Source organism: Streptomyces sp. IMTB 2501, assembly GCF_001953885.1.
Lineage (GTDB): Bacteria > Actinomycetota > Actinomycetes > Streptomycetales > Streptomycetaceae > Streptomyces.
On sequence record NZ_MQUS01000005.1, the window covers coordinates 147,830 to 173,240 of the forward strand.

The following is a 25,411-nucleotide window of genomic DNA, read 5'->3' on the forward strand; positions in this document are numbered from 1 at the left end:
GGCGTGAGGGCGACCCGCGCTGGATAGTGTCGGAGGTATGGACCCTCTGCCGACCCCGCAGACCCAGCCCGGCCGGGACGGACTCGCCGCACTCCTGGCGAAACCGACCGCAGCGATCGTCGGCCTGGACTTCGACGGCACCCTCGCCCCCATCGTCGCCGACCCCGAACAGGCCCGCGCCCACCCCGAGGCCGTACCCGCCCTCGCCGCCCTCGCCCCGAAGGTCGCCTCCGTCGCCGTGATCACCGGCCGCCCCGCCGGAGTCGCCGTCCGCTACGGCGGCTTCGCCGGCGTCCCCGGCCTGGAGCACCTCACCGTCCTCGGCCACTACGGCGCCGAACGCTGGGACGCGGTCACCGGCACCGTCACCGCCCCCGCCCCGCACCCCGGCGTCGCGGCGGTCCGTGCCGAGCTGCCCGGCGTCCTGGACCGCGCCGGCGCCTGGCACGGCACCTGGATCGAGGAGAAGGGCCGCGCGGTCGCGGTCCACACCCGCCGCGCCGACGACCCGCAGGCCGCGTTCGACGCCCTGCGCGGCCCCCTCACCGACCTCGCCACCCGCCACGGCCTGATCGTCGAGCCCGGCCGCATGGTCCTGGAACTGCGCCCGCCGGGCATGGACAAGGGCGTGGCGCTCAGCGAGTACGTCCGCAAGACGGGCGCCGAGTCGGTCCTCTACGCCGGTGACGACCTCGGCGACCTCCCCGCCTTCGACGCCGTCGACGAACTCCGCTCCGACGGCGTCCCCGGCCTGCTGGTCTGCAGCGGCAGCACGGAGGTCACGGAACTGGCGGAACGCGCGGACATGGTGGTGGACGGCCCGGCCGGCGTCGTACAGCTGCTGCGGACGCTGGCGGCTCAGCTGGACTGAAGCTCCTCCAGCTCCCGCAGCTGATCGAGGAACCACCGGGCGGGCGGCAGCGCGGTGGCCGCGGCGGCCAGCCGCTTCGACCGCTCCGTCCGCTCGGCCGCGGGCATGCTCAGCGCCGCGTGCAACGCCTGCGCCGTCCCCTCGATGTCGTACGGGTTCACCACGGTCGCGTCGGCACCCAGCTCCTCGTACGCCCCCGCCTCCCGCGACAGCACCAGCGCACAGCCCTGGTCGGAGACGACCGGGACCTCCTTGGCGACCAGGTTCATGCCGTCCCGGATGGGGTTGACCAGGGCCACGTCGGCGAGCCGGTAGGCGGCCAGCGAGCGTGCGAAGTCGTCCTTGACGTGCAGCACGACCGGGGTCCAACCGGGCGTGCCGTAGGCCGAGTTGATCTCCTCGGCCACCCGCTGCACCGCGGCCGTGTAGTCGCGGTACACGGCGAGGTCCTGCCGCGACGGATAAGCGAACGCGAGATGCACCACCCGCTCCCGCCACTCGGGGTGCGTGTCCAGCAGCCGCCGGTACGCCAGCAGCCCGCGCACGATGTTCTTCGACAGCTCGGTGCGGTCGACGCGGACCACGGCCTTGCGGCCCTCGCCGATCTCCGCCCGCAGGGCCGTCATCCGCTCCTCGACATCCGGCTCATGTGCCCGCTTGCGCAGGAAGTCCGCGTCCGCGCCGAGCCCGTGCACCCCGACCGCCGTACCCGTGAGGCTGTCGGGACCCAGTACCGCGGCACAGCAGGACGCGAACGCGTCCGCCCAGCGCGCGGTCAGAAAGGCCGCCCGGTCCGCGCCCAGGATGCCGTTCAGCAACGCGGCCGCGATGTCGTCGGGCAGCAGCCGGAAGTAGTCCGGCGGCGCCCACGGGGTGTGCGAGAAATGGCCGATGAGCAGGTCCGGGCGCAGCTCGCGAAGCATGCCGGGCACCAGGCACAGGTGGTAGTCCTGCACCAGCACCGCCGCCCCGTCGGCCGCCTCCTCGGCCAGCGCCTCGGCGAACGCCCGGTTGTAGGCCTCGTACGACGCCCACTGCCGCCGGAACTCCACGTCGAAGACCGGCTCCAGCGGGGTCTGGTACAGCATGTGGTGGACGAACCAGAGCACCGAGTTGGCGATGCCGTTGTAGGCGTCGGAGTGCACCTCGGCGTCGATGTCGAGCATCCGCACCCGCTGCCCGCCGGTGTCCTCGGCCGGCAGCAGCCCGCCGGCCGCCCGCCGTACGGCCTCCCGGTCGCCGTCGCCGAGCGCCGCGCACACCCACACCGAGTCCGCCTCCGCCCCGATGGCCGACAGCCCCGAGACCAGCCCGCCGCCACCCCGTCTGGCGCGCAGCGAGCCGTCCCCCTCCCTCGCGTACGAAACCGGGCCGCGGTTGGACGCGACCAGCACCCGAGCCTTCTCGGCAGCACCCTGCGTGGAAGCCATGGTCCTCAACCTAGCCCGGCCCGGAAACGCTCAAACGTACGGTTGGGGTCCGGCGCGCGGACGTATACGACCGGCGCGCGCCAACCACTGCGACCGGTTCGCTCCGACCGCTACGACCGGTTCACGCCACCTTGCGGTCGGCGTACTCCGCGATCTCCGCCATCGGTGGCCGCTCCTCGGTGTCCACCGAGTACGTGCGTGGCTCGAAACCGTCCGTGCCGCGTTCGAACTGGGTCAGCGCGGGGCGGACCAGGTGGCCGCGGGCCAGCCGGAGCTGGGCCGTGCGGTAGATCTCCGCGGCCATCCGGCCCAGCGCCTGTCCGTCCTGGTGGCGGTGTTTGCGCACGCCCACGTCCACCTGCGCGAGCGCGTCCAGCCCCACCAGGTGCAGCGCGTCCACCAGCATGCCCAGCTCCACGCCGTAGCCGACGGGGAAGGGGAGCTGTTCCAGCAGGCTGCGGCGGGCCGCGTACTCGCCGCCCAGCGGCTGGACGAAACCGGCCAGCTGCGGCCAGTGCAGGTTCAGCAGTGGGCGGGCCATCAGCTCGGTGACCCGGCCGCCCTGCCCCGCGGCCCCGGCGAGCGGACGGTCGTACATGGCCTTGACCAGGTCGACACCCGGCTCGGTGAGCAGCGGGCCGACGATCCCGGAGACGAAGTCGGAGGAGAATTCCCTGAGGTCGGCGTCGACGAAACAGATGATGTCCCCGCCGGTCACCAGCAAGGAGCGCCAGAGCACTTCACCCTTTCCGGGGACGGCGGGAATGCGCGGGAGGATCTCGTCGCGGTGAACGACCCGCGCGCCCGCGCGCGCGGCGACCTCGGAGGTACGGTCGGTGGAGCCGGAGTCGACGACGACGATCTCGTCGACCAGCGGAACCTGTTCCATCAGGTCATGGCGGACGACCGCGACGATGTCGCCGACCGTCTCCTCCTCGTTGAGCGCGGGCAGGACGACGCTGATCGTCTGGCCCGTGCGCTGCTTGGCGGACAGAAGGCGGTGGAGAGGGCGATCGGTCACGGACCAGGAGCGGGTGGCCAGCCAGTGCTCGACTTCTTCCAGCACGGTCAGCGGCTCCTCTCTGTTCGTGATCACAGGGGCGAACCGTGTGATCCATCTCGCGGTTCGGACGACTATCTCAACTGTCCTGGCCTTCGGTTACAGTCTTGAACAACGCCGATGACCATCGCATGTCGGAGGGTCACGCGCGTTCACAACCGAATACCGCTCATCCAGAGGGGCAGAGGGATACGGCCCGATGAAGCCCCGGCAACCCTCCAGCCGGTACTCGTAGATCAGTGTTGATCGCTCCGCGAGGCTCCCGGCTAGGGAAGGTGCCAAATCCGTCTCATGGCGAGATGCGCCATGAGGAAGATGAGGAGAAAGGGCCTCGCCTCCATGGCTGTGCAGACAGTTGCAAGCAATTCCACCGTCGACCTCGGTCCGGCAGCGGCCCTGAGCTGTCGCGAGTGCGGGCACCGCGTTCCGCTCGGCCCGGTCTTCGCCTGCGAGGAGTGTTTCGGCCCGCTGGAGATCGCCTACGACTTCTCCGGTTACGACACCGAAGAACTGCGTCGCCGTATCGAGGCCGGCCCGGCGAACATCTGGCGGTACGCCCCGCTGCTGCCGGTCCCGGCGGACGTGGCCGACAAGCCCAACCTGAACCCGGGCTGGACCAAGCTCGTCAAGGCCGACAACCTCGCCCACGAGTTGGGCGTCACGGGCGGCCTGTACGTGAAGGACGACTCCGGCAACCCGACGCACTCCTTCAAGGACCGCGTGGTCGCCCAGGCCCTGGAGGCCGCCCGCGCCTTCGGCTTCACCACGCTCTCCTGCTCCTCGACCGGCAACCTGGCCGGTGCCGTCGGCGCCGCCGCGGCCCGCGCCGGCTTCCGCTCCTGCGTGTTCATCCCGCACGACCTGGAGCAGGGCAAGGTCGTCATGGCCGCGGTCTACGGCGGTGAACTGGTCGGCATCGAGGGCAACTACGACGATGTGAACCGCTTCTGCTCGGAGCTGATCGGCGACCCGGTCGGCGAGGGCTGGGGCTTCGTCAACGTCAATCTGCGGCCGTACTACGCGGAGGGCTCCAAGACCCTCGCGTACGAGATCTGCGAGCAGCTCGGCTGGCGGCTGCCCGACCAGATCGTGATCCCGATCGCCTCCGGCTCCCAGCTCACGAAGATCGACAAGGGTCTGAAGGAGCTGATCGAGCTGGGTCTGGTCGAGGACAGGCCGTACAAGATCTTCGGCGCGCAGGCCGAGGGCTGCTCGCCGGTGTCGACGGCCTTCAAGGCCGGTCACGACGTGGTCCGCCCCCAGAAGCCGAACACCATCGCCAAGTCCCTCGCCATCGGCAACCCGGCCGACGGTCCCTACGTCCTCGACATCGCGCGCCGCACCGGCGGTGCCGTGGAGGACGTGACGGACGAGGAAGTCGTCGACGCCATCAAGCTGCTGGCCCGTACCGAGGGCATCTTCGCGGAGACCGCCGGTGGTGTGACCGTCGGCGTGACGCGCAAGCTGATCAAGGACGGTGTGCTGGATCCGACGAGGACCACGGTGGTCCTCAACACCGGTGACGGGCTGAAGACGTTGGACGCGGTGGCGGGTACGGGACTGACCGCAACCATTCGTCCCAACCTGGAGTCGTTCCGCGAGGCGGGGCTCGTCTAGGGGCCCACGCGGCGGCAGCCGCACATCGAATACAGCCCCGCGCCCCTGGGGCGTCACCCTGACCGGAGGTTTCATCGTGAGCGTGACCGTTCGCATCCCCACCATCCTGCGCACCTACACCGGCGGCCAGGCCGAGGTCGCCGCCGAGGGCGCGACCCTCGCCGAGGTCATCGAGGACCTGGAGAAGAACCACACCGGGATCGCCGCCCGTGTCCTGGACGACCAGGGCAAGCTGCGCCGCTTCGTGAACGTCTACGTCAACGACGACGACGTGCGCTTCGAGCAGGGCCTTGAGACGGCGACCCCGGACGGCGCGGGCGTCTCCATCATTCCGGCCGTCGCCGGCGGCTGATCGTTACCTTAGGTAACATCAGTTACGCATTGTTCATCGAATTGCCTCCTCCGTGAGAGAAGCGGAGGGGGCAATTCTGCGTGATTGAGCGCGGTACAGTTGGGGAACCTGGTCACGGCCTCCGGGTCGAGAGCCCTGGATCCATACCGCAAGCCCGACAAGAAGTAGCCAAAGTGCGCGGGTTTTATGCGGCTTTTGTGCCCTTTGTGTAGCCCGACTTGCCCCGAAGTCGGGCGAATTCTCACCACATTCCGGACCGTTCCCGTCCAGAATTCTCGTCCGATTGACCTGTTGCAGACGGCAGTTGGACAGATACATTCAGCCGCGGTCGACGCGTTCCGGCGCACGCCCCCGACCGATTTGGGGGGTGAGGTCTGACCCGGGTCCGCGAAGTGTGGATCTGTGCAAGGGCCAGTAATAGGGGAGTTAGGCATGGCTCAGGGCACCGTCAAGTGGTTCAACGCGGAGAAGGGGTACGGCTTCATCGCGGTCGACGGTGGTGCGGATGTTTTCGTCCACTACAGCGCGATCCAGATGGACGGTTACCGCACCCTGGAAGAGGGGCAGCGGGTCGACTTCGAGATCTCGCAGGGCCAGAAGGGCCCGCAGGCGGACATGGTCCGGCTGGCGACCAGCTGAAGCACGCGTCGGCTGACAGCGACGTTCTTCTGTTTCATCTTCGAAGGGCCCGTACCTCCCGGGGTGCGGGCCCTTCGTGATGCCCGGCGCTCCCCTGTTCGCGCGCGGCTGAGCGCACCCTCCGGCAGCCCCGAGGCGCTTGCACTCGGGGGTGCCGAGTGCTAATCATTGGCGTTAGCACTCTGAAGGTGAGAGTGACAAAGAAGGACCGGGTCGGTGAGGTCCGCGGGCCACGTGGGGCAAGGAACCACAGGTCGGCGAACCGTCCGTCGCGGGCGCGGGCGCGGTCCGAAGGAATCACCCCCAGTCCTGGAGGGACCACTTCACATGGCCAAGATCATCGCGTTCGACGAGGAGGCGCGGCGCGGCCTCGAGCGCGGCATGAACCAGCTCGCGGACGCCGTGAAGGTGACGCTCGGCCCCAAGGGCCGCAACGTCGTCCTCGAGAAGAAGTGGGGCGCCCCCACGATCACCAACGATGGTGTCTCCATCGCCAAGGAGATCGAGCTCGAGGACCCGTACGAGAAGATCGGCGCCGAGCTGGTCAAGGAAGTCGCCAAGAAGACGGACGACGTCGCCGGTGACGGTACGACCACCGCGACCGTGCTCGCCCAGGCCCTGGTCAAGGAAGGCCTGCGCAACGTCGCCGCCGGCGCCAACCCGATGGCCCTGAAGCGCGGTATCGAGAAGGCCGTCGAGGCCGTCTCCGCCGCCCTGCTGGAGCAGGCGAAGGACGTCGAGACCAAGGAGCAGATCGCCTCCACCGCGTCCATCTCCGCCGCTGACACCCAGATCGGCGAGCTGATCGCCGAGGCCATGGACAAGGTCGGCAAGGAAGGCGTCATCACCGTCGAGGAGAGCAACACCTTCGGCCTTGAGCTTGAGCTCACCGAGGGCATGCGCTTCGACAAGGGCTACATCTCCGCCTACTTCGCGACCGACATGGAGCGCATGGAGGCGGCGCTTGAGGACCCGTACATCCTCATCGCCAACTCCAAGATCTCCTCGGTCAAGGACCTGCTCCCGCTCCTGGAGAAGGTCATGCAGTCGGGCAAGCCGCTGCTGATCATCGCCGAGGACGTCGAGGGCGAGGCCCTGTCGACCCTGGTCGTCAACAAGATCCGCGGCACCTTCAAGTCCGTCGCCGTCAAGGCCCCGGGCTTCGGTGACCGCCGCAAGGCCATGCTCGGCGACATCGCCATCCTCACGGGCGGCGAGGTCATCTCCGAGGAGGTCGGCCTCAAGCTGGAGAACGCGACCCTGGACCTCCTGGGCCGCGCCCGCAAGGTCGTCATCACCAAGGACGAGACCACCATCGTCGACGGCGCCGGCTCCTCGGAGCAGGTCAGCGGCCGGGTCAACCAGATCCGTGCCGAGATCGAGAACAGCGACTCGGACTACGACCGCGAGAAGCTGCAGGAGCGCCTGGCGAAGCTCGCCGGCGGTGTCGCGGTCATCAAGGCCGGTGCCGCCACCGAGGTGGAGCTCAAGGAGCGCAAGCACCGCATCGAGGACGCCGTCCGCAACGCCAAGGCGGCCGTCGAGGAGGGCATCGTCGCCGGTGGTGGCGTGGCCCTGCTGCAGGCCTCCTCGGTCTTCGAGAAGCTGGACCTGGAGGGTGACGAGGCGACCGGCGCCAACGCCGTGAAGCTCGCGCTGGAGGCCCCGCTGAAGCAGATCGCCGTCAACGGTGGTCTTGAGGGCGGCGTCGTCGTGGAGAAGGTGCGCAACCTGGCCGTCGGCCACGGTCTGAACGCCGCCACGGGCGAATACGTCGACATGATCGCCGAGGGCATCCTCGACCCGGCGAAGGTGACCCGTTCCGCCCTGCAGAACGCCGCCTCCATCGCCGCGCTGTTCCTCACCACCGAGGCCGTCATCGCCGACAAGCCGGAGAAGGCCGCCGCGCCCGCCGGCGGCGGCATGCCGGGCGGTGACATGGACTTCTGATCGACCTGACGGTTGATCGCCTGTCCTTCGGACCGAGGGCGGTGCCTCCAGCTTCTGGCTGGGGGTGCCGCCCTCGGGCGTTTTCAGTCGGCTTACTCCCTGAGTTCCTCGGTGTCCAGGGTGATGCTCACCGGCGGCCGGAGCTCGGCCTTCTTCAAGATCATGAACATGCTATGTTCCTTCTCGACCAAGATCATTTGGCTTGGTTTCACATGGCTCATTCAGGAGGAACTGTGTCCTTCGCAGTACGGGGGAAGCGCGGCATGGCACTGACCGGCCTCGCGGTCGCCGCCGCCATCGGTGGCGCGACGCTGACCACCGCGCCGGCCTACGCCGACGACGTCTACGGCCACTGCACCACGGACGGTGTCCGCATCCGCTCCAACCCGAGCACCTCGGGCACGGTGCTCGGACTCTGCTACACCGGCGAACGCCTGGCGCACCGGGACGTGTCCGGTGACGGTCAGTGGGACCTGGTCTACGACGTCGACAGCGGCGTCAGCGGATGGATGTCCCACGGCTACTACAGCTGGTGACATGTCCCGCTGAGGTACCGATGAAGATCTAGGGAAAGGGCCGCCCGGCCGTGTGGCAGGGCGGCCTCTTCTCGTTGTGGCACGAACAGCGCACCTAGGGCCCGTCCGAGACCCTCGGTGTGATCGCCGACAGTGTGTCGCCCGGGGTCAGTCTGTTGTAGAGCCAGACGGCGTCCTTCGTGCCGAGGCCGATCCAGCCGCCGGTTCGGGGGGCGCAGGCGAGGGAGCCGGCGTAGATGCTGGTCCCGTCGGTGTCGTGGAGTTCGACCACGTACGGTTCCCGCGCCTTGCAGGCGCCCTTGGCGAGTGGTCCGACGGGGTCCCGCGTGAGGTCGAGTTTCGCGGAGACGGTCAGCGGGTGCGCGGTGACGAGGGTCGGGAAGCCCGAGGTGATGGGCATGACCCGGCCGTCGATGGTCAGGGTCTGCTTCTCGAAGTTCACCGTGCCGATGACCGGGGTCGGGGCCGGGCCGGGGGGCGAAGGGGAGGGGGACGAAGGGGAGGGGGACGGGAGGCGGGGGGCGGTGGCGGCCGGGGCTTGACGGTGTTCCGGAGCGTCACCCGTGTTCAGGGTCAGTGCGAATGCGGCCAGGGCGAGGGCCGCTGTGCCCGCGCCAAGGGTGAGAGCCGTGCGACGACGGCGGCCCCGGCGGGCGCCGCGGCGGCGGATCTCGGAGGCGGCGACGGGCGGCGAGGTCTCGTTCGCCGTGGCCAACTCGCGGAGTGTGGCGGTCAGTTCATCCGTGTTGAGGTCATCCGACACGGCCACCCTCCTTCCGTACCGGCGCAACGGCCTTCCGTACCGGCTCGCCGGTCCTCCGTGCCGGCTCATCGGCCTCGTCCGTGCCCAGCTGCTTCGCCAGCGCCGCCCGGCCCCGGGACAGCCGGGCCTTGACCGTGCCCACGGGCGCGCCGGTCTCGGAGGCTACCTGCTCGACACTCAGGTCGCACAGATGGTGCAGGACGATCGCCAACCGCTGTGCCTGGGGCAATTGGCGCAACGCGGCCACCAGCGCGGTGTGTTCGGGGCCGGGGCCGGGAGTCGACTCGGGGGGTGTGTGCCGTCGCACGAGTTCCAGCCAGCGTCTGGCGCGCCGCCAGCGGCTGACCGCCAGCCGTACGGCGACCGTGCGGATCCAGGCCTCCGGGGCGCTGTCGGCCAGGAAGGACTTCCGCCGGTCCCAGGCGCGTACGAACGCCTCCTGCACCACGTCCTGGGCTTCGCCGTGGTCTCCGGTGAAGGCGTAGAGCTGCCCGGTCAGGCGGGGGAACGCGGCCGCGTAGAAAGCGTCGAACTCGTCCTCGGTCATGCCCTCCGCCGGAGTCTTGCTGAGTTTCTCGATTCGCGTGCAACCCGCCCGCCCCGTCCGTGCGTACAGGTCCCGTGGGCCGCGTGTGCGGCGTACATCGAAACACACGTGACCCAAGGAGAAGACGATGCGGAAGGGTGCCGGGATCCATGACGACTTGCCCGCGGACGACTTCGCCGCCTACGCGCGCACCTGCTGGCCCCGGCTCCTCGTCACCGCGCGGTTGCTCACCGGGGATCCGCCCGAGGCGGACGATCTGGCGAGGAGGACGCTGACCCGGGTGTACGCGCGCTGGCGCCGGGTCCCGCGCAACGACGTGGACTTCCACGTACGGCGTCACCTCGTGCGGAGCTGGCTGCGGCGGCCGTGGCCGCTCGGGCGGCGTGCCGACCGGCAGCGGGCGGTGCTGGTGCTGCGGTACGGCGAGGGGCTGCCGGACGCGCAGATAGGCCAGTTGCTCGGCATCTCCACAGGCGCGGTGCGCCACTTGGGCAAGCGGGGGGTGAAGGCGGCCGGGGGCGATGAGCAGCGGCTGCGCAAGGACTATGCCGCCGTGGCCGGTGCCGTGGTTCCCGGTCCGCTTCCGCTGGACGCGGTGACCGTGCGGGGGCGGGCGCGGCGGCGTCGGGCCGCGGTGGCCGCCGGCGGCTGTGCGGTGGTGCTGGTGGCCGGGGGTTTCCTCACCGTCGGCCGGCTCGGCGGGACCGGTCACGGTGAGCCGTCCGGTACGGTGGCCGGCCGCGCGGTGGGTTCCGTACGGATCGTGGCGCCGGGGGAGCGGGTGCAGGCGGCGCCCGGCGTGGAGATGTGGCTGACCGCGGACGGCAGCCACTGGTCGACGCCCGAACAGGCCAACCAGTTCCGCGGGTTGGACACCTGTCCGTGCCACAAGCCGGGGGTGTCCGTGCAGGCGGAGCCGGTGCGCGGCGGGTACTTCCTGTCCGGCCTGTACTACGGCGTCACCGGGGACCCGGGACGTGTCGAGCTGGACACCGGCCACGGCCCGGTCGCCGCCAACGTGCTCACCCTGGCGGGCCGCCCCGGCTGGGGCGTCTGGTACGCGAGCAGGTCGCTGTCCGAGCAGGACACCAAGACGCTCATCGTCGAGGGCATGGAGTCGGCCGGGAGCACCGGGAGCACCGGAGGCACCGGCGACGGTCAGGGCGTCAGGGTGTACGACACCGCGGGCACCGTCGTGGCACGGTTGCGGAGCGGGGGGTGGCGGGCATGACCCCGGAACTCAAGCAGGAGCCCAGGACGGAGCCCGAGCGGGGGCCCGAGAAGGATCCCGGGAAGAAGCCCAGGCGCGGGTCCAAGAAGGCGGCCACGACCGGGAGTTCTCGCCGTGTCCCGTTCCGCGTCCGCCTGCGCCGCAACCGGGGCCGTATCGCGCGTAGGCTGCTGGCCGCCTTCCTGGCCCTGATCGTCCTGCTGTGCGCGGCGGTCGTCGTCGCGTACAAGCTCACCGTCATTCCCGAGCCGCACCCGGACACCGTCGTCCAGAGCACCGTCTTCCTCGACGAGAAGGGCGCCTACCTGGGCCGCCGAGGCCCGGTCGACCGTCAGGACGTACCGCTGTCGCAGGTTCCGCGGTATGTGCAGGACGCGGTGATCGCCGCCGAGAACCGTTCCTTCCGTAGCGACTCCGGGGTCTCCCCGAAGGCCCTGGTCCGTGCCGTCGCGGCGGCGCTGACCGGCGGCGAACGGCAGGGCGGCTCCACCATCACCCAGCAGTACGTGAAGAACGCGCTGCTCAGCCCCGAGCAGTCGCTGTCACGCAAGGCGCGCGAGGCGCTGATCGCGGTCAAGCTGGACCGCACGCGCTCCAAGGACGAGATCCTCCAGGGCTACCTCAACACCGTGTACTTCGGCCGGGGTGCCGCCGGCGTGCAGGCCGCCGCGCGCAACTACTTCGACGTCGACACCAAGGACCTCACCGTCTCGCAGGGCGCGGCCCTGGCCGCCATCATCAACCTCCCCTCCTACTACGAGAAGGCCGGCTCGGACCCGAAGGTCACGGCGACCCTCCAGCGCCGCTGGGAGTGGGTGCTCGACGCGATGGCGGCGAGCGGGAACATCACGGCGAGACAGCGGTCCGAGGCGCGTTTCCCGGCGTTCCGCTTCTATCCGCCGGGGGCCACCGACGGTCAGCGGCAGTACTTGATCGACGTCGCGGCGAAAGAGGCCGCCGACCGGCTCGGCATCACCGAGGACCAGCTGGCGAAGGGCGGCTACACCGTGCGCACCACCTTCGACCTCACCCAGCAGGATTCCACGGCGGAACTGGTCAAGGGCCTCAAGTCCGCCAAGGGCGGGGTACGGCTGCACACCGCGGTCGTCGGCATCGAGCCCGGCGACGGTGCGGTGCGGGTCCTGTACGGAGGGTCGGACTACGCCCGGCAACCCTTCAACGACGCGGTGAGCGGGGCGGTGGAGGCGGGTACGGTGATGACACCGCTGGCGGGCCGGCGGTTCGGGGCGCCGCTCACGGGGTTCCCGAAGACAACCGCGCCCACACCGCTGAAGCTCACGTCGGCGTACGCGGCGGTCGCGGCCGACGGCATGTACGCCGCGCCGTACACCGTCGCCCGCATCACCCGCGACGGCCGGACCGTCTACTCCGCGCACGCCGACCGCCACCGGGTCCTGCCGGAGACGGCGGCCCGCGTGGTGGCCGCGCCGGTCCGGTTCACGGCGGGCGCGGGCGGCGGCATCACCCGCCGCACGGTGTGGACCGTCGCCTACGACACCCGGCTCACCCTGACCGTCGCCCTCTTCGCCGACAAGCCGGGCAAGAAGAAGGACACGACGGTGCCTGCGCAGCTGCCGACGGATCCCTCACCGACGGCGTTCACGGAACAGACGGCGACTCAGCTCTGGGGGCGCTTGAGGTGATCGACGAACGCGGACCAGGCCGACGGCCGGAGCAGGAGCTTCGGGCCGTGGGGGGTTTTGGAGTCGCGGACGGGGATGAGGGTGGGGAAGTCGTGGGTGACTTCGAGGCAGTCGTTGCCGCCTTGGCTGTGGCTCGACTTGTGCCAGGTGGCTGTGCTCAGGTCGTGGTCAGGGATGTTCCTCATGGGGGTAATCGTGCGCCAACGCCTCGATCAGGGCCAGGGACTTCTGCGGCGAGAGCGCGGTGGCCACGAGAAGATCGAACGCGAACCTCAGTTGGGCGACGGTGGCCGGGTCGTCCTCCAGCCGACCGGTGCGCACCCCCTCGAAGTAGACCAGCGGAGGCGCGTCCTCGAAGTCCATCAGCTTCAGGGCGCCCATCATCGCCGTGTGTGCTCCTGCGCTGAACGGCAGCACCTGCACGATGACCCGGTTGCGGCGGGCCAGACCCGCGATGTGACTCAGTGCCTCCGCCATCACCGCCCGGCTGCCGGTCTCCCGACGCAACGCGGCTTCGTCAAGCACCGTCCACAACACCGGCTTTGTTGGGTTGTCGAGCAGGCGGGTCCGCTCCATCCGGCCTTCCGTCCACTCGTCGATGGTCTCCTCCCGGGCCGTCGGGTCGTACGCGCGGTTCACGGCCCGTGCGTACGCGAGGGTCTGGAGCAGTCCGGGGATCAGGAGCGGGGCGTACTGCCTGATCGCCGCGGCCTGCGCCTCAGCCTCTGCCGCCTCTGCGAAGGGCTCCTCATACTTCGACCGGGCTGCCGCCTTGCAGTTCCGCTGGAAGAAACCCCCCGTCTCCAGGACTTCGTCCAGCATCCGCGCGAACTCCGGCCGCATCCGCCGAGTCCCCGCCTCCAGCTGCCCGATGAACGACCCGCTCACGAACAGCCGCTGGCCCAACTGCTCCTGGCTCAGCCCCTTCCGTTCCCGAGCGTGCCGTAACTCGGCGCCCAACAAGGCGCGCGGCGATGACGACGGGTCGAGGTCCTTCGGTCCTGCCATGGCAACTCCTGGTCTGACAGCAGAGTTTGTTGGGCGCCATCTCTGGCCAGGTTAGAGCGCGGTCGGCCACTCTGTGTGGCGAACGTGAATACTCAGCGTGGAGGAAGTGGCGCAATGGAGACGAAGGAAACGACCGTCGATGAGCGGCCCGCCCGGACTGCCGATGAAGCGGTGGACCGGCTGCGGGTCGCTCTGCGCGGGGTGGGGATCGTCCTGCCGTCGCTGCGGGTCGACCCGCTGAGCACCTCGGACGAGGACTCGTACGCCTTGGTCGACCTGGGCCGCTGCAATCTGGGCGTGGCCTCGCGGCTGGCGGCGGTTCTCCGGGGGAAGGCGCCTGGCGCGTGAGCCGTACACCCGAGTACGCCGTCGACGCGCGCAGCGGGCGGATCGGTGAGGTCATGGCGCGTGAAGGGGGCTATGTGCAGCTGCGCCCCATCGGCGGTGGCCGGGAGTGGGACTGTCCGCCGGAGTCGGTCGAGCCGGCGGCGCCGGACCAGGTGCTGCGGGAGCGGGTGCGGCGGCTGAACCGGGACAGTGTGAGCGGTGTCACGTGAGGGCTTCCCGCGGGCCGGAATGTGGGGCACCGCATAGGCGGTTACTTAAGGAGCTGCAACAATGCGTGTTCACATACCGACCGGTTAACACCGTCCCTCACGAGGAGCCCCCCACGTGACCGTCACGACCCCCGCCTCCCGCGCGGCCCAGATACTCTCCCGCCCGATCGCGCTCAACGGCCTCACCGTCCCCAACCGGATCGTGATGGCGCCGATGACCCGGATGTTCTCCCCGGGCGGCATCCCGGGCGAGGACGTGCGGTCGTACTACGCCCGTCGTGCCGCCGCCGGTGTGGGGCTGATCGTCACCGAGGGGACGTACGTCGGCCACGAGTCGGCCGGGCAGAGCCACCGCGTCCCCCGCTTCCACGGCGAGGAGCAGCTGGCCGGCTGGGCGAAGGTCGCCGAGGACGTGCACGCGGCGGGCGGCACCATCGTCCCGCAGCTCTGGCACATCGGCATGGTCCGCAAGGACGGTGACGCTCCCTACCCGGAGGCTCCCGCGATGGGCCCGTCCGGCCTCGTCACCGCGGGCGCCGAGACCACCGGCAAGGCCATGACCCAGAAGGACCTGGACGACGTCATCGCCGCGTTCGCCCAGGCGGCCGCGGACGCCGAGCGCATCGGCTTCGACGGTGTGGAGCTGCACGGCGCCCACGGCTACCTCCTCGACCAGTTCCTGTGGGAGGGCACCAACCGTCGTACCGACGCCTACGGCGGCGACCCGGTGGCCCGTACGAAGTTCTCCGCGGAGATCGTCGCGGCGGTCCGTGCGGCCGTCTCGACCGAGTTCCCGGTCATCTTCCGCTACTCGCAGTGGAAGCAGCAGGACTACACCGCCCGGCTCGCCGAGACCCCCGAGGAGCTGGAGGCCATCCTGACCCCGCTCGCCGCGGCCGGCGTCGACGTCTTCCACGCCTCCACCCGCCGCTACTGGGTGCCGGAGTTCGACGGCTCGGACCTGAACCTGGCCGGCTGGACGAAGAAGATCACCGGCAAGCAGGTCATCACCGTCGGTTCGGTCGGCCTCGACGGCGACTTCCTCAACGCCTTCCAGGGTGAGGGCTCCCCGATCCAGGGCATCGACAACCTTCTCGACCGGCTGGAGGCCGACGAGTTCGACATGGTCGCCGTCGGCCGCGCGCTGCTCCAGGACCCGGAGTGGGCGGCCAAGGTGCTGGCCGACCGCTTCGACGAGCTGAAGCCGTACGACGCGGCCGCCGTGAAGACTCTCAGCTGATCCCATCCGCCCCTTCCGGTCGGGCACTTGTGATCGTCGTCGTGCGTTGTCGTGATGAGTGGTGCGGCAGCGAGGAGCGAGCGAGTGATGACGAAGAGTGAGTCCCAGGTGCGGCCGGACGCCGACGGCCCTGTCGTGCGCACCGCCTCCGGCGCGGTGCGTGGCCTGCGTGAGCAGGGTCTGTCGGTGTTCCGGGGCATACCCTTCGCCGCACCTCCCGTCGGTCCGGCCCGCTTTCAGGCCCCGAGGCCGTCCCAGCCCTGGGACGGCGTCCGGGAGGCGTACGCCTTCGGGCCGCCGCCCCCGCAGGAGACGGGCTTCGCCGGACGCACGGTCCCACTCTCGCCCCCGCAGAGCGACGACTGGCTGACGGTCAACGTCTGGACCCCGGATCCGGACCCCTCCGCCGCCCGCCCGGTGATGGTGTGGATCCACGGCGGCGCGTTCAAACTGGGCCACTCCGGCCAGCCGGGTTACGACTCCCAGCATCTCGCCCGCGCCGGCGACGTCGTGGTCGTCACCCTCAACTACCGCCTGGGCATGGAGGGTTTCGCCCTCTGGGCCGGCGCCCCGGCCAACCGTGGGCTGCTGGACCAGGTGGCGGCCCTGGAGTGGGTCCAGGAGAACATCGCCGCGTTCGGCGGCGACCCCGCCAAGGTCACGGTCTTCGGCGAGTCGGCGGGCGCCGGTTCCATCGCCGCCCTGCTGGCGATGCCCAGAGCGCGGGGGCTGTTCCGGCGCGCGGTCGCCCAGAGCGCGCCCGGCACGTTCTTCTCCGCCGACCTGGCCCGCGACATGGCGGCGGCACTGGCGGCCGAGGCGGACCGCGAGCCCACGGCGGCCGACCTGGCGACGGTGGCGCCGCAGCGGCTCACCGAGGCGGGCGCGGCGCTGGGCACCAAGATGGTCCAGTACACCGCCCGTTGGGGCCAGGTTGCCCCGACCACCGTCCCCTTCGGCCCGGTCGTCGACGGCGAGATCCTCCCCGCCACCCCCTGGCAGGCCCTCGCCTCGGGCGTGGGGCGCGACATCGACCTCCTCGTCGGCCACAACCGCGACGAGTACCGTCTGTTCCTGGTCATGGCGGGCCTGTACGGCAAGGTCACGGACGACCTGGCGACGGCGGCCCTGCGGATGTACGCGCCGGGCGGCGAGACGGGCGAGAAGGCCTACCGCGCCGCCTTCCCGGACGCCTCCGCCGAGCAGCTCTTCGCACGCGTCCAGACCGACTGGCTGTTCGCGCTGCCGACCCTGCGCCTCGCGGAGGCCCAGCACGCGGGCGGCGGCCGCGCCCATGTCTACGAACTGACCTGGCCGGCCCCCGACAGCGGCGGCGAGCTGGGCGCCTGCCACGCCCTGGACATCCCGCTCCTCTTCGGCACGTACGGCGCGGACCTCGGCGCCCTTCTCTTCCCCGGCGGCAGACCCACACCGGAGGCGGAGCGGCTCACGTCCTTCTTCCACCGTGCCTGGCCGGCGTTCGCCCGGACCGGCGACCCCGGCTGGCCGGCCTACGACCCGCACTCCCGCCTGGTCCAGGTCCTGGACGCGGAGCCGGAGGTGGCGCCGTACCCGGAGGAGAAGAACAGACTCCTGTGGGAGGGGTACGACTTCCCGCCCTTGCCCCTGCTGGGCTGACGGCGGGGGAGAGGGACGGCGGGGCGCTACATGTTCCCCATGTTCCCCATGGGCTCGATGTCGACGTGCACCGGTGTGCCCCACACCCGCAGCACCTCGTAGTCGGTGAACTCGTGCACGAGCCGGTAGGCCATCGCGGGCCGGGACGAGCGCCGCTGGGCGGCGAGATACGCCTCGGCCTCGCGCCGGTCCCGCCGGGGCGTGCCGCACAGCTGCCACTCCTGCCCGCTCCACGCCTCCGGCAGCCAGCGCTGCTGCGGCTGGGGCCGGTCGGCGCGGACGCCGTACCGGGAGGGCGCGGTGGCGACGGGCGCGGGCTCGGCCCGCCCGCCCTGGAACTCGGAGCGGCGGGCGGCCCGCCGCCGGGTCTCGCAGAGCAGGCACAGATCGGGCGCGCTCTCGTCCACGGGCCCCTGCGGATGCTCGGCACACCGGGTGGCGGGCGCGCTGCTCCCGGCGCTCTCCTCCACCAGGTCGAGCGCCCGGCGCAGATCCGCCTTGATCTCGTGCAGCCGGGCGTCCGGGGTGTCGGCGGTGAGGGCCTCCCCGTGCTCCCCGAGGAGCCGGAGCGCCCTTCCGAGGGCGGCGAGCTGGGCGTGGTTCATGGTCAGCCTGCGTACACCCTTCCTGCCCCGGTGTCCAGCGGAGACCGTGGTGGCGCAGTCCCCGCTCGTGGTCGACTGGGCCGCGTGACGACACTGCCGAGCCCACTGGTGCAGGCCCTCCACCGCTTCAACGCCGCCCACCCCTGGGACCACAACGCGCACTATCACCCTTGGCTGCTACGGCAGTTGCCGCGCCGGTTCGGCAGCGCCCTGGACGTGGGGTGCGGCAGCGGGGACCTGGTGCGGCGGCTGGCCGGGCGCGCGGAGTCGGTCGTCGGCGTGGACGCGGACCCCCGGATTCTGGACAGGGCACGGGAGCTGACGGACGCATCGGCCCCGGTCACCTACGCCCGTGCCACCGCCCCCCACGGACTTCCCGCCGGCCCCTACGACGTCATCACCTGCGTCGCCGTCCTGCACCACCTCCCCTGTGCCGGCACCCTCACCCGCCTCCGGCGCGAACTCGCCCCCGGCGGCACCCTGGTGGTCGTCGGCTGCGCCCGCCCCCGGGGCGCCCTCGACCACGCGATCGGGCTGGCGGCCATACCGCTCAACCTGCTGATGGGGTGGGCGAAGAACCGGGGGCGGGCCACGGCGCACCGGCCGGTCTCCATGACCGCGCTCACGCATGACCCGGAGCTGACGCTCGACGAGATCGGCCGCGAGGCGGCCCGGCTGCTTCCCGGTGCCCGGCTACGACGCCGGTTGTTCTGGCGTTACACCCTCGTCTGGCGTGCCCCTGCCGCCCCGCGAGGCCGCTGAACAACCGGCGCCGGGTCGTCAGCCGTGGAGCTGGCTGAGGGTGCTGCCCGCCCCGCACACGGGGACGGCCGCGATGGCACCGGCCGCCAGCGCCAGCGGTGAGGTGGGCTGGAGAACGGGAAGTACGTTGAGGTTGCCGGTACAGGTCACGGAGTCGGTGTCCAACTCGCGGTCGTCGGCGTGGGCGGGGGCGGCCAGGGCGGCGACGGACAGGGCGAGGACGGCCGTGGCCAGGAGCTTCTTCATCATGCCCGGGGAACGACCGGTCGGGCGGGATGTCACGCGGGTGCGGCCACACGGGGACGGCGCGGGAAACCGAAGACGTAGGTCGCCGCGAAACCGACCGCGTACCCGGTGAGCAGCCCGCCCGCGTAGACCGCCACCGCCACCGCCGGGCCCCGGTTCCCGGTCAGCAGCGGGAACAGTGCCCAGCCCGACGGGCCGATCGCCGTCGCGCCCACCTTGGTGCCGAGCATCGCGAAGAAACCGACGAAGCCTCCGCCCGCCGCCCCGCCCGCGCAGGCGGTCAGGAACGGCCGGCCGAGTGGCAGCGAGACGCCGTAGATCAGCGGTTCGCCGACACCGAGCAGGCCGGCCGGGAGGGCCGAGCGGATCGTCGTACGCAGGGAGTCGTGGGAGACGTCGTGGCGCAGCCGGACGTACACCGCGAGCGCCGCGCCCACCTGGCCCGCGCCCGCCATGGCCAGCAGGGGCAGCAGCACGGTGTAGCCCTGCTGCTCGATGAGGGTGGTGTGGATGGGGATGAGGGCCTGGTGCAGGCCCAGCATGACCAGGGGCAGGAAGAGACCGCCGAGAAGCAGTCCGGCGGCCGCCCCGGCGGTGGCCAGCAGCCAGTCGGCCGCCGTGCCGATCGCGGTGGCCGCCGCACCGGCCGCGTACATCAGGCCGTACAGCGTCACCAGGCCGGACACGAGGACGGTGACCGTGGGCGTGAGCAGGACGTCCAGCGCGCCCGGCACCCGGCCCCGTACCCACCTCTCCACCCGGGTCGCGAGCAGCGCCGCGGCCAGCGCGCCGAGCACCCCGCCCTGTCCTGGCGCGAGGTGCGTCCCGAACACCGTCACCTTCGCCACGCCCGGGTAGACCACGACGGCCGCGACCGCGCCGCCCAGTACGGGGGTGCCGCCGAACTCCTTCGCCGCGTTGACGCCGACGAACACCGCGATCAGCGCCAGGAAGGCCGACGCGACGGCCGACAGGGCCGGGGTGAGGCCGGGCAGCCAACCGGTGTTCAGCAGCATCCCGTTGACGCCGGACAGGATGCCGCAGCCGATCAGGGCGGGGATGAGCGGCACGAAGACGTTCGCGATACGGCGCAGGGCGGTCTTGAACGGGGTGGCGTTACGGCGCCGCAGGGCTTCCCGTACGTCGGTGCTGTCGCGCATGACGGTGGCGTTTCCGAACTCGGTGCCGTGGGGGCCCTGTTGACCGGCCGCGACCCGTGTCGTCACCTCTGCCGTGACCTCGTCGACCACCCCGGGGCCGAGCACGATCTGCCAGGCGGGCCCGTCGGCCACCACCCCCACCACACCGGGCAGGGCCCGCAGCCCCGCCTCGTCCGCAGCCGCCGGATCGGCGAGGGACAGCCGGAGGCGGGTCATGCAGTGGGCCACGGAGGTGACGTTGGCCGGGCCGCCGACCCGGTCGAGGACGGCGGCCGCGGTGGCGGCGGGGTGGTCGTTGCGCACGCCCCGAGCGTGCGGGTCAGCGGGGCGCGTGCGCCAGCGCGGCACGCAGATGCCCGCCGGACTCCTCCAGAAGGCGGGCGGCCGTCGGGCCGTCGACGCCGGTGAGGAGGGCGAGGATGGCGTTCTTCACTTCCCCTCCGGACTCGGTGAGGGCCTTCTCGATCTCCGCGTCCGAGGCGCCCGTGGCCAGGGACACGATCCGGCGGGAGCGGGCCCGGAGCTTGTCGTTCGACGCCCGTACGTCGACCATCAGATTCCCGTAGGTCTTGCCGAGCCGGATCATCGTGATCGTCGAGAGCATGTTGAGGACCAGCTTCTGGGCCGTACCGGCCTTCAGCCGCGTGGACCCGGTGATCAGCTCGGGCCCCACGACGACCTCGATACCGTGCTCGGCTGCGGCCGCGAGCGCGCTGTCCGCGTTGCAGGACAGGCCGACGGTCAGGGCGCCCAGGGCGCGGGCGTGCTCGACGGCGCCGATCGCGTAGGGGGTGCGCCCAGAGGCGGAGATGCCTACGACGGTGTCGGCGGGGGCGAGTTTCAGGGCGTCCAGGTCCTGCCGGGCCAGCTCCCCGGAGTCCTCGGCACCCTCCACCGAGGTGACCATGGCCGTGGGTCCGCCCGCGATCAGGCCGACGACCTGCCCGGGATCGGTGTTGAAGGTCGGCGGGCACTCGGAGGCGTCCAGCACCCCCAGCCGCCCGGCGGTACCGGCACCGGCGTAGATCAGCCGACCGCCGTTCGCCATGCGTTCGGCCACGGCGTCGATGGCGGCGGCGATCCGGGGCAACTGGGCCGCCACGGCGGTGGGCACGGCGGCGTCCTCGCCGTTCATCAGGCGGGCGATGTCGAGGGTGGACAGACGGTCGATGTCGGAGAGTTCGGGACGGAAGGCTTCGGTGGTCAGGGAAGCCAGCTGACTGCGCAGCTCATGCGAGGTCATGGGGGGTGGCTCTCTCAGGTCCGGGTGCTGTTGTGCGTGCTGATGCTCACCTGCGGTCGGTGCGATGCCGGTGAGCCAGCGCCTCGTACGACGCGGCCAGCGCGGGCGCAGCCGTCTCGTACGTCCGCTGGGCCACTCCCACGAACAAACAGTCCACCACGAGCAGTTGACTCGTCCGCGAGGACATCGCGGCCGGTCGCAGCTCGCTCTCCCGTGAGGTGGACGTGGTCAGTACGTGGTCGGCGTACTGGGTGACCGGTGAGTCGGGCCGGCCGGTGATGGCCACGGTCGTGGCCCCGTGCTCGAACGCGACCCGCAGCGGCTCGATGACGTCCCCCGTCGAACCGGAGTGGGTGATCGCGATCGCCACGTCGCCCGACCGGAGCTGCACCGCGTTGGTCACCGCCAGGTGCGGATCGCTGTGGGCGTGGGCTATGAGCCCTATCCGCAGCAGCTTCTGCGTGAGGTCCTGGGCGACGAGCCCGGACGCGCCGATGCCGTACACATCGGTACGCCGGGCCCCGGCCAGCGCGGCCACGGCGGCGCCGAGCTGGCCGGTGTCGAGCCCGGCCGCCGTGTCGGCGAGGGTCTGCTGCTCCTCGTAGGCGAGCTTGGCGACGACGTCGGCGATGGGGTCGTCCACCGCGATGTCGGTGGTGATCGCGGGCGCGCGGCCCGACTGCTGCTGCGCGGCGAGCCCGGCGAGGGCGAGCCGCAGATCGCGGTAGCCGGGGTAGCCGAGGAGCCGGGCGGTGCGGACGACGGTGGCCTCGCTGGTGCCGGTGAGCTCGGCGAGGCCGGTGACCGTGAGGGCGGCGCAGCCGGCCGGGTCGTTCGCCACGGCCTCGGCGACGCGTTGCATGGACCGGGTCATGGAAGGGGCGAGGGTGCGCACCTTGGCGGCGAGCGAGCCGCCCGGACTGCCGAAAATTTCCTTCACGTCCTGGGTCACAGATGAAAGATATTTTCGGTTCGGTGTGGTGGTCAAGAGTGCGCACAATGGGTTCCATGGATCCCATCAGTCCCCTTGAGCAGGCCTTGCACGCTGCCCGGGCCCTCGTGCTCGCCGATCTGGTCGCGGGTGAGGTCGCGGAGGCGGACGTGGTCTCGCTGGTCGAGGACTCCGTCATGGAGCGGCGCTGGTGGGTCGAGCAGTGGCCGGAAGGCGTCGCCTTTGTCGCCGGGCTGATCGCCCAGGACGTCCAGGACGCACTGCTGGATCGGTACGGCCGCTGGCCGCTGTGCCCGGTGTGCGGCACCGGCGACCCGCACGCGCTGGACGTGGAGCCCGAGCTGGGCCCCGACCCGCAGTGGGTGTGCCACAAGGCGGGGGTGAGGGTCGCGGCGGTGGGCTCGCTGGGCTCGGCCACCGGCGGAATGACCTCGTCGTGACGCTGTACATCGACCCGCCCGCCTGGCCCGGCCACGGCCGTATGTGGTCGCACCTGGTGAGCGATGTGTCGTACGACGAACTGCACGCGTTCGCCGAGCGGTTGGGCGTGCCGAGGCGCGCCTTCGAGCGCGACCACTACGACCTTCCGGCGCACCGGTACGCGGACGCGGTGGCGGCCGGGGCGGTGGAGGTACGCAGCCGCGAAGTGGTGCGGCTGCTCAGGGAGTCGGGGCTGCGCAGGCCCAAGGGACTTGCGCGGCGGCCCGGTTCGTAGCCGCCGGCTCAGCGGTTCAGTTCGTAGGCCACGAGCTTGTCGTCGGCGCTGACCTGCTGGAATCCCGCGCGCGAGACCACGGCGCGGGACGCGGCGTTGTCCGGGTCGATCTTCGCCAGCAGCGTCCGTACGTCGTCGCGGGCCAGCGCCCACCGCGACAGGGCGCGCAGGGCCTCGGTGGCGTACCCCTGGCCACGGGCGGTCTCGGCGAGGTCGTAGCCGATCTCGACGCGTCCGTCCGCGCCCGGGGCGCCGTGGAAGCCCATGGCGCCGACGGCGCGGCCGTCCTCCGTGCGGACCAGGACGAAGACGTTGAACTCGGGCCGGTGCACGCCCGCCTCGTACGCCTTGAGCAGCAGACCGGCGGCGTCCCGGGTGCCCTCGTACGGCCCGCCCTCGACCCAGTCGAAGCCGCCGTCGCCGCCCAGGCGCAGCTGGTGGGCGGCGGCCGGGCGCAGGCCGGTGAGGGTGAGGCGTCCGGCGGGGATGACGAGGTTGTTGTGCCAGCGCCACTCGGTGACCGGGGCGCGGCCGGGCAGCTCGCCGCGGCCGGTGGCCCACAGCAGGGTCGGCCAGGGGGCGGGGCCGGGCTGGACGTGCGGGAAGAGGCAGGCCAGGACGGACTCGGCGAGGTCGGCCGGCGGCTCGTAGGGGATGCCCAGGCCCTCCGCCATGTCATGGGTGTGGAGCAGCACCTCGGCGACGCCCATCGCGGCGAAGCCCACCCGGTCGGCGCTGCGGAAGGGGTAGGGGTGGAAGGCGCGGACGCCGGGCGGGGCGGTGCGGACGGCGGCGGCGAGCAGGGCGCCGGTCGTCTCGATGACGTGCAGCAGGCTCGCGTTGTCGGTGCCCTCGTCGAGGGTCAGCTCGAAGGGGACGTAGGCGTCCTGTGCGCGTCCGGCCAGGTTGGCGGCGTAGGCGACGAGGTCGTCGGCGACATGGACCGCGGTGGTGTGGCAGTCCCACTCCAGCCGTCCGGCCGGGACGGCCCTCCAGTCCCGGTCCACCGCCGCGCGCAGCACCGTGGTGCAGCCGGTCACGGCCTCGATCACGTCATCCCCGTTTGTCGCTCGCATGGGGCGAACCCTAAGGGGGTCTCTTCCCTCAGGTCGACAGCATTTCCAGCTCGGCCGAGAGGTTGTAGCGGGCGGTGGCCTCCCAGTGCTCCTGTCCGTACGGGGTGCGGAACAGCCTTGGCAGGCCGAGGAGTTGACGCAGAACCGCCGCACGTCCCTCCCGGAAGGCGTCGTTGGGCACGAAGTGGTACTCCTCGCGCACTTCCGCCGTGTAGGCGGCGTACGCCGACGGGGGCGCGGCCAGGATCGCCAGGTCGGCGTCACACAGCACCTGGCCGTCGCGGTCGTCGTCGGCCGGGTCGTGCGTGACGGTGAGCCGCACCAGCCGGGCCACCTCGGCGGTCCTGTCCGGCGAGACCCCGGCCTCGGGCAGCGCACGCTCGGCGAGCCGGGCGGACCGCTCCTCGTTCGTCGACCGCTCGGGCAGATACACGGCGTCGTGGAACCAGGCGGCCAGCCGCACGACGTCCGGATCGGCGGCGTACTCCGCCAGCACGTCGACACGGCCGAGCACGGCCGCCAGGTGCTCCACGGTGTGGTACCGCCGCTGCGGCTCCTGCCAGCGGCGCAGCAGGGCGTCGGCGTACCGGTACGGGTCCGGGGCGCAGGAGTCGTCGTCCCGTACCGCGAGCAGAGCACGCAGCCAGCGGGAACGCAGGTCGTCAAGATCGGCCATGCCACCATTCTCCCGCCGGGCCACCCGATGCACCTGGCGTGGCCCCATGACTGACGTACAGGACGTACGGGATCCCCAACTCCCCGGTCGGCTGCTCGCCGTCGAGCGGGACGTGTTGATACCGCTGCTGCGGTCGCGTCCGGACACGGACTTCGCCCTGCCGACCGGTGCGTGTCCCGGATGGTCGGTGCAGGATGTGCCGGCGCACCGCTCGGCCGCGTTGACACGGGTGGTGCAGGGCCGCTTCGAGAAGGGCGTGTTCTCGCCGGAGTCCAACGACCGGGACATCGCCGAGCGGGCCGCGTGGCCGAACGCGCGGGTCGTGGACGAGCTGGAGCGCGGGACGACCGAGGCCGGGCCGGTGATCGCCGAGGCGGGCGGGGTGCTGGACATGATCGCGCTGGGGATGGGGGTCCCCCCACGCCTTTAGGGCAGTGGGGGAGGGTGCACGCGGGTGATGTGCGCGAGGTCTTCGGGGAGCCGGGGGCGTACGCGGGGGGGGGGGGGGGGGGGGGGGGGGGGGGGGGGGGGGGGGGGGGGGGGGGGGGGGGGGGCTGCCGGACGCGCTGACGCTGCTGGTCCGGGTCACCCGCGAGAAGGAGCACCTGCCGCTGCACGCCGACCTGGACGACGTGGACGAGCCGCTGCGGCTCGGCGCGGCGGTGGCGGCGGCCCGCCCGCGCGGTACATCGGCGACGCGGCCACGCTCGTACGGCTCTACGCGGGGCGGCCGGTCGGTGCGGGCGGGTACGAGCTGGCCGGCGCCCGGGAGGCGGAACTCAACATCTTCGGATGAGGGCGCCCCCGTACAGGCGTAGTCTTGGAATTGGACTAGACCTGTAGCCGCCGGCGGTACGCGTACGCGCCGGGGAA

Annotated in this window: 28 protein-coding genes, 1 pseudogene and 1 riboswitch; of the genes and pseudogenes, 16 read left to right on the forward strand and 13 right to left on the reverse strand. The window is 71.4% G+C overall.

Going from position 1 to position 25,411, the window contains the following annotated elements; translation table 11 throughout:
• Positions 1-37: 37 nt before the first annotated feature.
• Complete coding sequence (gene otsB, locus AV521_RS11070; RefSeq protein ID WP_076087075.1) at positions 38-871, forward strand: trehalose-phosphatase; 834 nt, start codon at positions 38-40, stop codon at positions 869-871.
• Here the strand turns inward: otsB and AV521_RS11075 are convergent.
• Both AV521_RS11075 and AV521_RS11080 read right to left on the reverse strand, forming a co-directional pair.
• Positions 859-2,301, reverse strand: coding sequence for a trehalose-6-phosphate synthase (locus AV521_RS11075; protein ID WP_179023005.1), 1,443 nt, complete (start codon positions 2,299-2,301; stop codon positions 859-861). The genes otsB and AV521_RS11075 overlap by 13 nt on opposite strands.
• A gap of 121 nt (positions 2,302-2,422) precedes the next feature.
• Positions 2,423-3,367 carry a glucosyl-3-phosphoglycerate synthase gene (locus tag AV521_RS11080; RefSeq protein WP_076087453.1) on the reverse strand — a complete coding sequence of 315 codons (945 nt, stop codon included), beginning with the start codon at positions 3,365-3,367 and terminating at the stop codon, positions 2,423-2,425.
• Positions 3,368-3,527: 160 nt separating this feature from the next.
• Positions 3,528-3,683: riboswitch (SAM riboswitch) on the forward strand.
• Between the two features lie 17 nt (positions 3,684-3,700).
• Here AV521_RS11080 and thrC point away from each other — a divergent pair.
• The 5 genes from thrC (at position 3,701) to AV521_RS11105 (ending at position 8,455) form a co-directional block, all read left to right on the forward strand.
• On the forward strand, positions 3,701-4,978 hold the full coding sequence (gene thrC, locus AV521_RS11085; protein WP_076087076.1) for a threonine synthase: 1,278 nt from the start codon (positions 3,701-3,703) through the stop codon (positions 4,976-4,978).
• A gap of 76 nt (positions 4,979-5,054) precedes the next feature.
• The gene (locus AV521_RS11090) at positions 5,055-5,330 is read left to right on the forward strand and encodes a MoaD/ThiS family protein (protein WP_076087077.1); all 276 of its coding nucleotides are present in this window, start codon (positions 5,055-5,057) and stop codon (positions 5,328-5,330) included.
• Positions 5,331-5,762: 432 nt separating this feature from the next.
• Positions 5,763-5,969 carry a cold-shock protein gene (locus AV521_RS11095; protein WP_019057200.1) on the forward strand — a complete coding sequence of 69 codons (207 nt, stop codon included), beginning with the start codon at positions 5,763-5,765 and terminating at the stop codon, positions 5,967-5,969.
• A 327-nt stretch (positions 5,970-6,296) separates the two neighbouring features.
• Complete coding sequence (gene groL / locus AV521_RS11100) at positions 6,297-7,919, forward strand: chaperonin GroEL (RefSeq protein ID WP_076087079.1); 1,623 nt, start codon at positions 6,297-6,299, stop codon at positions 7,917-7,919.
• A 233-nt stretch (positions 7,920-8,152) separates the two neighbouring features.
• A complete protein-coding gene (locus tag AV521_RS11105) occupies positions 8,153-8,455 on the forward strand; it encodes an SH3 domain-containing protein (protein ID WP_179023007.1) in 303 nt (100 codons plus the stop codon).
• A gap of 94 nt (positions 8,456-8,549) precedes the next feature.
• Here the strand turns inward: AV521_RS11105 and AV521_RS11110 are convergent, their stop codons facing one another.
• Both AV521_RS11110 and AV521_RS11115 read right to left on the reverse strand, forming a co-directional pair.
• Entirely contained in the window at positions 8,550-9,218 is a 669-nt protein-coding gene (locus tag AV521_RS11110) for a L,D-transpeptidase (RefSeq protein ID WP_143658596.1), read from the reverse strand.
• Positions 9,208-9,765, reverse strand: a complete 558-nt coding sequence (locus AV521_RS11115; RefSeq protein ID WP_256725505.1) for a SigE family RNA polymerase sigma factor — start codon at positions 9,763-9,765, stop codon at positions 9,208-9,210. The genes AV521_RS11110 and AV521_RS11115 overlap by 11 nt, the downstream gene beginning before the upstream one ends.
• 127 nt (positions 9,766-9,892) lie before the next feature.
• Between AV521_RS11115 and AV521_RS11120 the strand changes: the two genes are divergently transcribed.
• Positions 9,893-10,996 (forward strand): sigma factor-like helix-turn-helix DNA-binding protein, encoded by a 1,104-nt coding sequence (locus AV521_RS11120; protein WP_076087085.1) that lies wholly within the window; start codon positions 9,893-9,895, stop codon positions 10,994-10,996.
• Positions 10,993-12,660 carry a transglycosylase domain-containing protein gene (locus AV521_RS11125; RefSeq protein ID WP_079249223.1) on the forward strand — a complete coding sequence of 556 codons (1,668 nt, stop codon included), beginning with the start codon at positions 10,993-10,995 and terminating at the stop codon, positions 12,658-12,660. The genes AV521_RS11120 and AV521_RS11125 overlap by 4 nt, the downstream gene beginning before the upstream one ends.
• On the opposite strand, the gene AV521_RS11130 is transcribed toward AV521_RS11125, so the two are convergent.
• Positions 12,636-12,845, reverse strand: a complete 210-nt coding sequence (locus tag AV521_RS11130) for a DUF397 domain-containing protein (RefSeq protein ID WP_076087087.1) — start codon at positions 12,843-12,845, stop codon at positions 12,636-12,638. The two genes, AV521_RS11125 and AV521_RS11130, sit on opposite strands and share 25 nt — an antisense overlap.
• On the reverse strand, positions 12,829-13,668 hold the full coding sequence (locus tag AV521_RS11135; protein WP_076087089.1) for a helix-turn-helix transcriptional regulator: 840 nt from the start codon (positions 13,666-13,668) through the stop codon (positions 12,829-12,831). Before AV521_RS11135 ends, AV521_RS11130 begins: the two co-directional genes overlap by 17 nt.
• A 114-nt stretch (positions 13,669-13,782) precedes the next feature.
• Here AV521_RS11135 and AV521_RS11140 point away from each other — a divergent pair, with 114 nt between their 5' ends.
• From AV521_RS11140 to AV521_RS11155, 4 genes are all read left to right on the forward strand, one after another.
• Positions 13,783-14,016, forward strand: coding sequence for a hypothetical protein (locus AV521_RS11140; RefSeq protein WP_076087091.1), 234 nt, complete (start codon positions 13,783-13,785; stop codon positions 14,014-14,016).
• Positions 14,013-14,225 carry a hypothetical protein gene (locus AV521_RS11145; protein WP_076087093.1) on the forward strand — a complete coding sequence of 71 codons (213 nt, stop codon included), beginning with the start codon at positions 14,013-14,015 and terminating at the stop codon, positions 14,223-14,225. Before AV521_RS11140 ends, AV521_RS11145 begins: the two co-directional genes overlap by 4 nt.
• Positions 14,226-14,340: 115 nt before the next feature.
• A complete protein-coding gene (locus AV521_RS11150; protein WP_076087095.1) occupies positions 14,341-15,465 on the forward strand; it encodes an NADH:flavin oxidoreductase in 1,125 nt (374 codons plus the stop codon).
• Positions 15,466-15,552: 87 nt separating this feature from the next.
• The gene (locus tag AV521_RS11155) at positions 15,553-17,103 is read left to right on the forward strand and encodes a carboxylesterase/lipase family protein (RefSeq protein WP_076087097.1); all 1,551 of its coding nucleotides are present in this window, start codon (positions 15,553-15,555) and stop codon (positions 17,101-17,103) included.
• A gap of 26 nt (positions 17,104-17,129) precedes the next feature.
• Here AV521_RS11155 and AV521_RS11160 read toward each other — a convergent pair whose 3' ends face one another.
• Positions 17,130-17,708, reverse strand: a complete 579-nt coding sequence (locus AV521_RS11160; RefSeq protein WP_076087099.1) for a hypothetical protein — start codon at positions 17,706-17,708, stop codon at positions 17,130-17,132.
• 84 nt (positions 17,709-17,792) lie between these two features.
• Between AV521_RS11160 and AV521_RS11165 the strand changes: the two genes are divergently transcribed.
• Positions 17,793-18,470: a bifunctional 2-polyprenyl-6-hydroxyphenol methylase/3-demethylubiquinol 3-O-methyltransferase UbiG gene (locus tag AV521_RS11165; RefSeq protein WP_076087101.1), complete on the forward strand. Its 678-nt coding sequence runs from the start codon at positions 17,793-17,795 to the stop codon at positions 18,468-18,470.
• 18 nt (positions 18,471-18,488) lie between these two features.
• Here AV521_RS11165 and AV521_RS11170 read toward each other — a convergent pair whose 3' ends face one another.
• The 4 genes from AV521_RS11170 to AV521_RS11185 are packed head-to-tail and all read right to left on the reverse strand — an operon-like array spanning position 18,489 to position 22,071.
• On the reverse strand, positions 18,489-18,719 hold the full coding sequence (locus AV521_RS11170) for a hypothetical protein (protein ID WP_076087103.1): 231 nt from the start codon (positions 18,717-18,719) through the stop codon (positions 18,489-18,491).
• A gap of 29 nt (positions 18,720-18,748) precedes the next feature.
• Positions 18,749-20,179 carry a PTS transporter subunit EIIC gene (locus AV521_RS11175; protein WP_076087457.1) on the reverse strand — a complete coding sequence of 477 codons (1,431 nt, stop codon included), beginning with the start codon at positions 20,177-20,179 and terminating at the stop codon, positions 18,749-18,751.
• Between the two features lie 16 nt (positions 20,180-20,195).
• A complete protein-coding gene (murQ, locus tag AV521_RS11180) occupies positions 20,196-21,119 on the reverse strand; it encodes an N-acetylmuramic acid 6-phosphate etherase (RefSeq protein WP_076087105.1) in 924 nt (307 codons plus the stop codon).
• Positions 21,120-21,165: 46 nt separating this feature from the next.
• On the reverse strand, positions 21,166-22,071 hold the full coding sequence (locus AV521_RS11185) for a MurR/RpiR family transcriptional regulator (protein ID WP_076087107.1): 906 nt from the start codon (positions 22,069-22,071) through the stop codon (positions 21,166-21,168).
• 56 nt (positions 22,072-22,127) lie between these two features.
• Between AV521_RS11185 and AV521_RS11190 the strand changes: the two genes are divergently transcribed.
• Positions 22,128-22,511 carry a hypothetical protein gene (locus AV521_RS11190; protein ID WP_076087459.1) on the forward strand — a complete coding sequence of 128 codons (384 nt, stop codon included), beginning with the start codon at positions 22,128-22,130 and terminating at the stop codon, positions 22,509-22,511.
• Positions 22,508-22,786: a DUF4031 domain-containing protein gene (locus AV521_RS11195; RefSeq protein WP_076087108.1), complete on the forward strand. Its 279-nt coding sequence runs from the start codon at positions 22,508-22,510 to the stop codon at positions 22,784-22,786. The genes AV521_RS11190 and AV521_RS11195 overlap by 4 nt, the downstream gene beginning before the upstream one ends.
• Before the next feature lie 8 nt (positions 22,787-22,794).
• Here AV521_RS11195 and AV521_RS11200 read toward each other — a convergent pair whose 3' ends face one another.
• On the reverse strand, positions 22,795-23,862 hold the full coding sequence (locus AV521_RS11200) for a GNAT family N-acetyltransferase (RefSeq protein ID WP_076087110.1): 1,068 nt from the start codon (positions 23,860-23,862) through the stop codon (positions 22,795-22,797).
• A gap of 28 nt (positions 23,863-23,890) precedes the next feature.
• Complete coding sequence (locus tag AV521_RS11205) at positions 23,891-24,538, reverse strand: hypothetical protein (RefSeq protein ID WP_076087112.1); 648 nt, start codon at positions 24,536-24,538, stop codon at positions 23,891-23,893.
• A 46-nt stretch (positions 24,539-24,584) separates the two neighbouring features.
• Between AV521_RS11205 and AV521_RS11210 the strand changes: the two are divergent.
• A pseudogene (locus AV521_RS11210) lies at positions 24,585-25,334 on the forward strand (maleylpyruvate isomerase family mycothiol-dependent enzyme).
• Positions 25,335-25,411 lie beyond the last annotated feature (77 nt).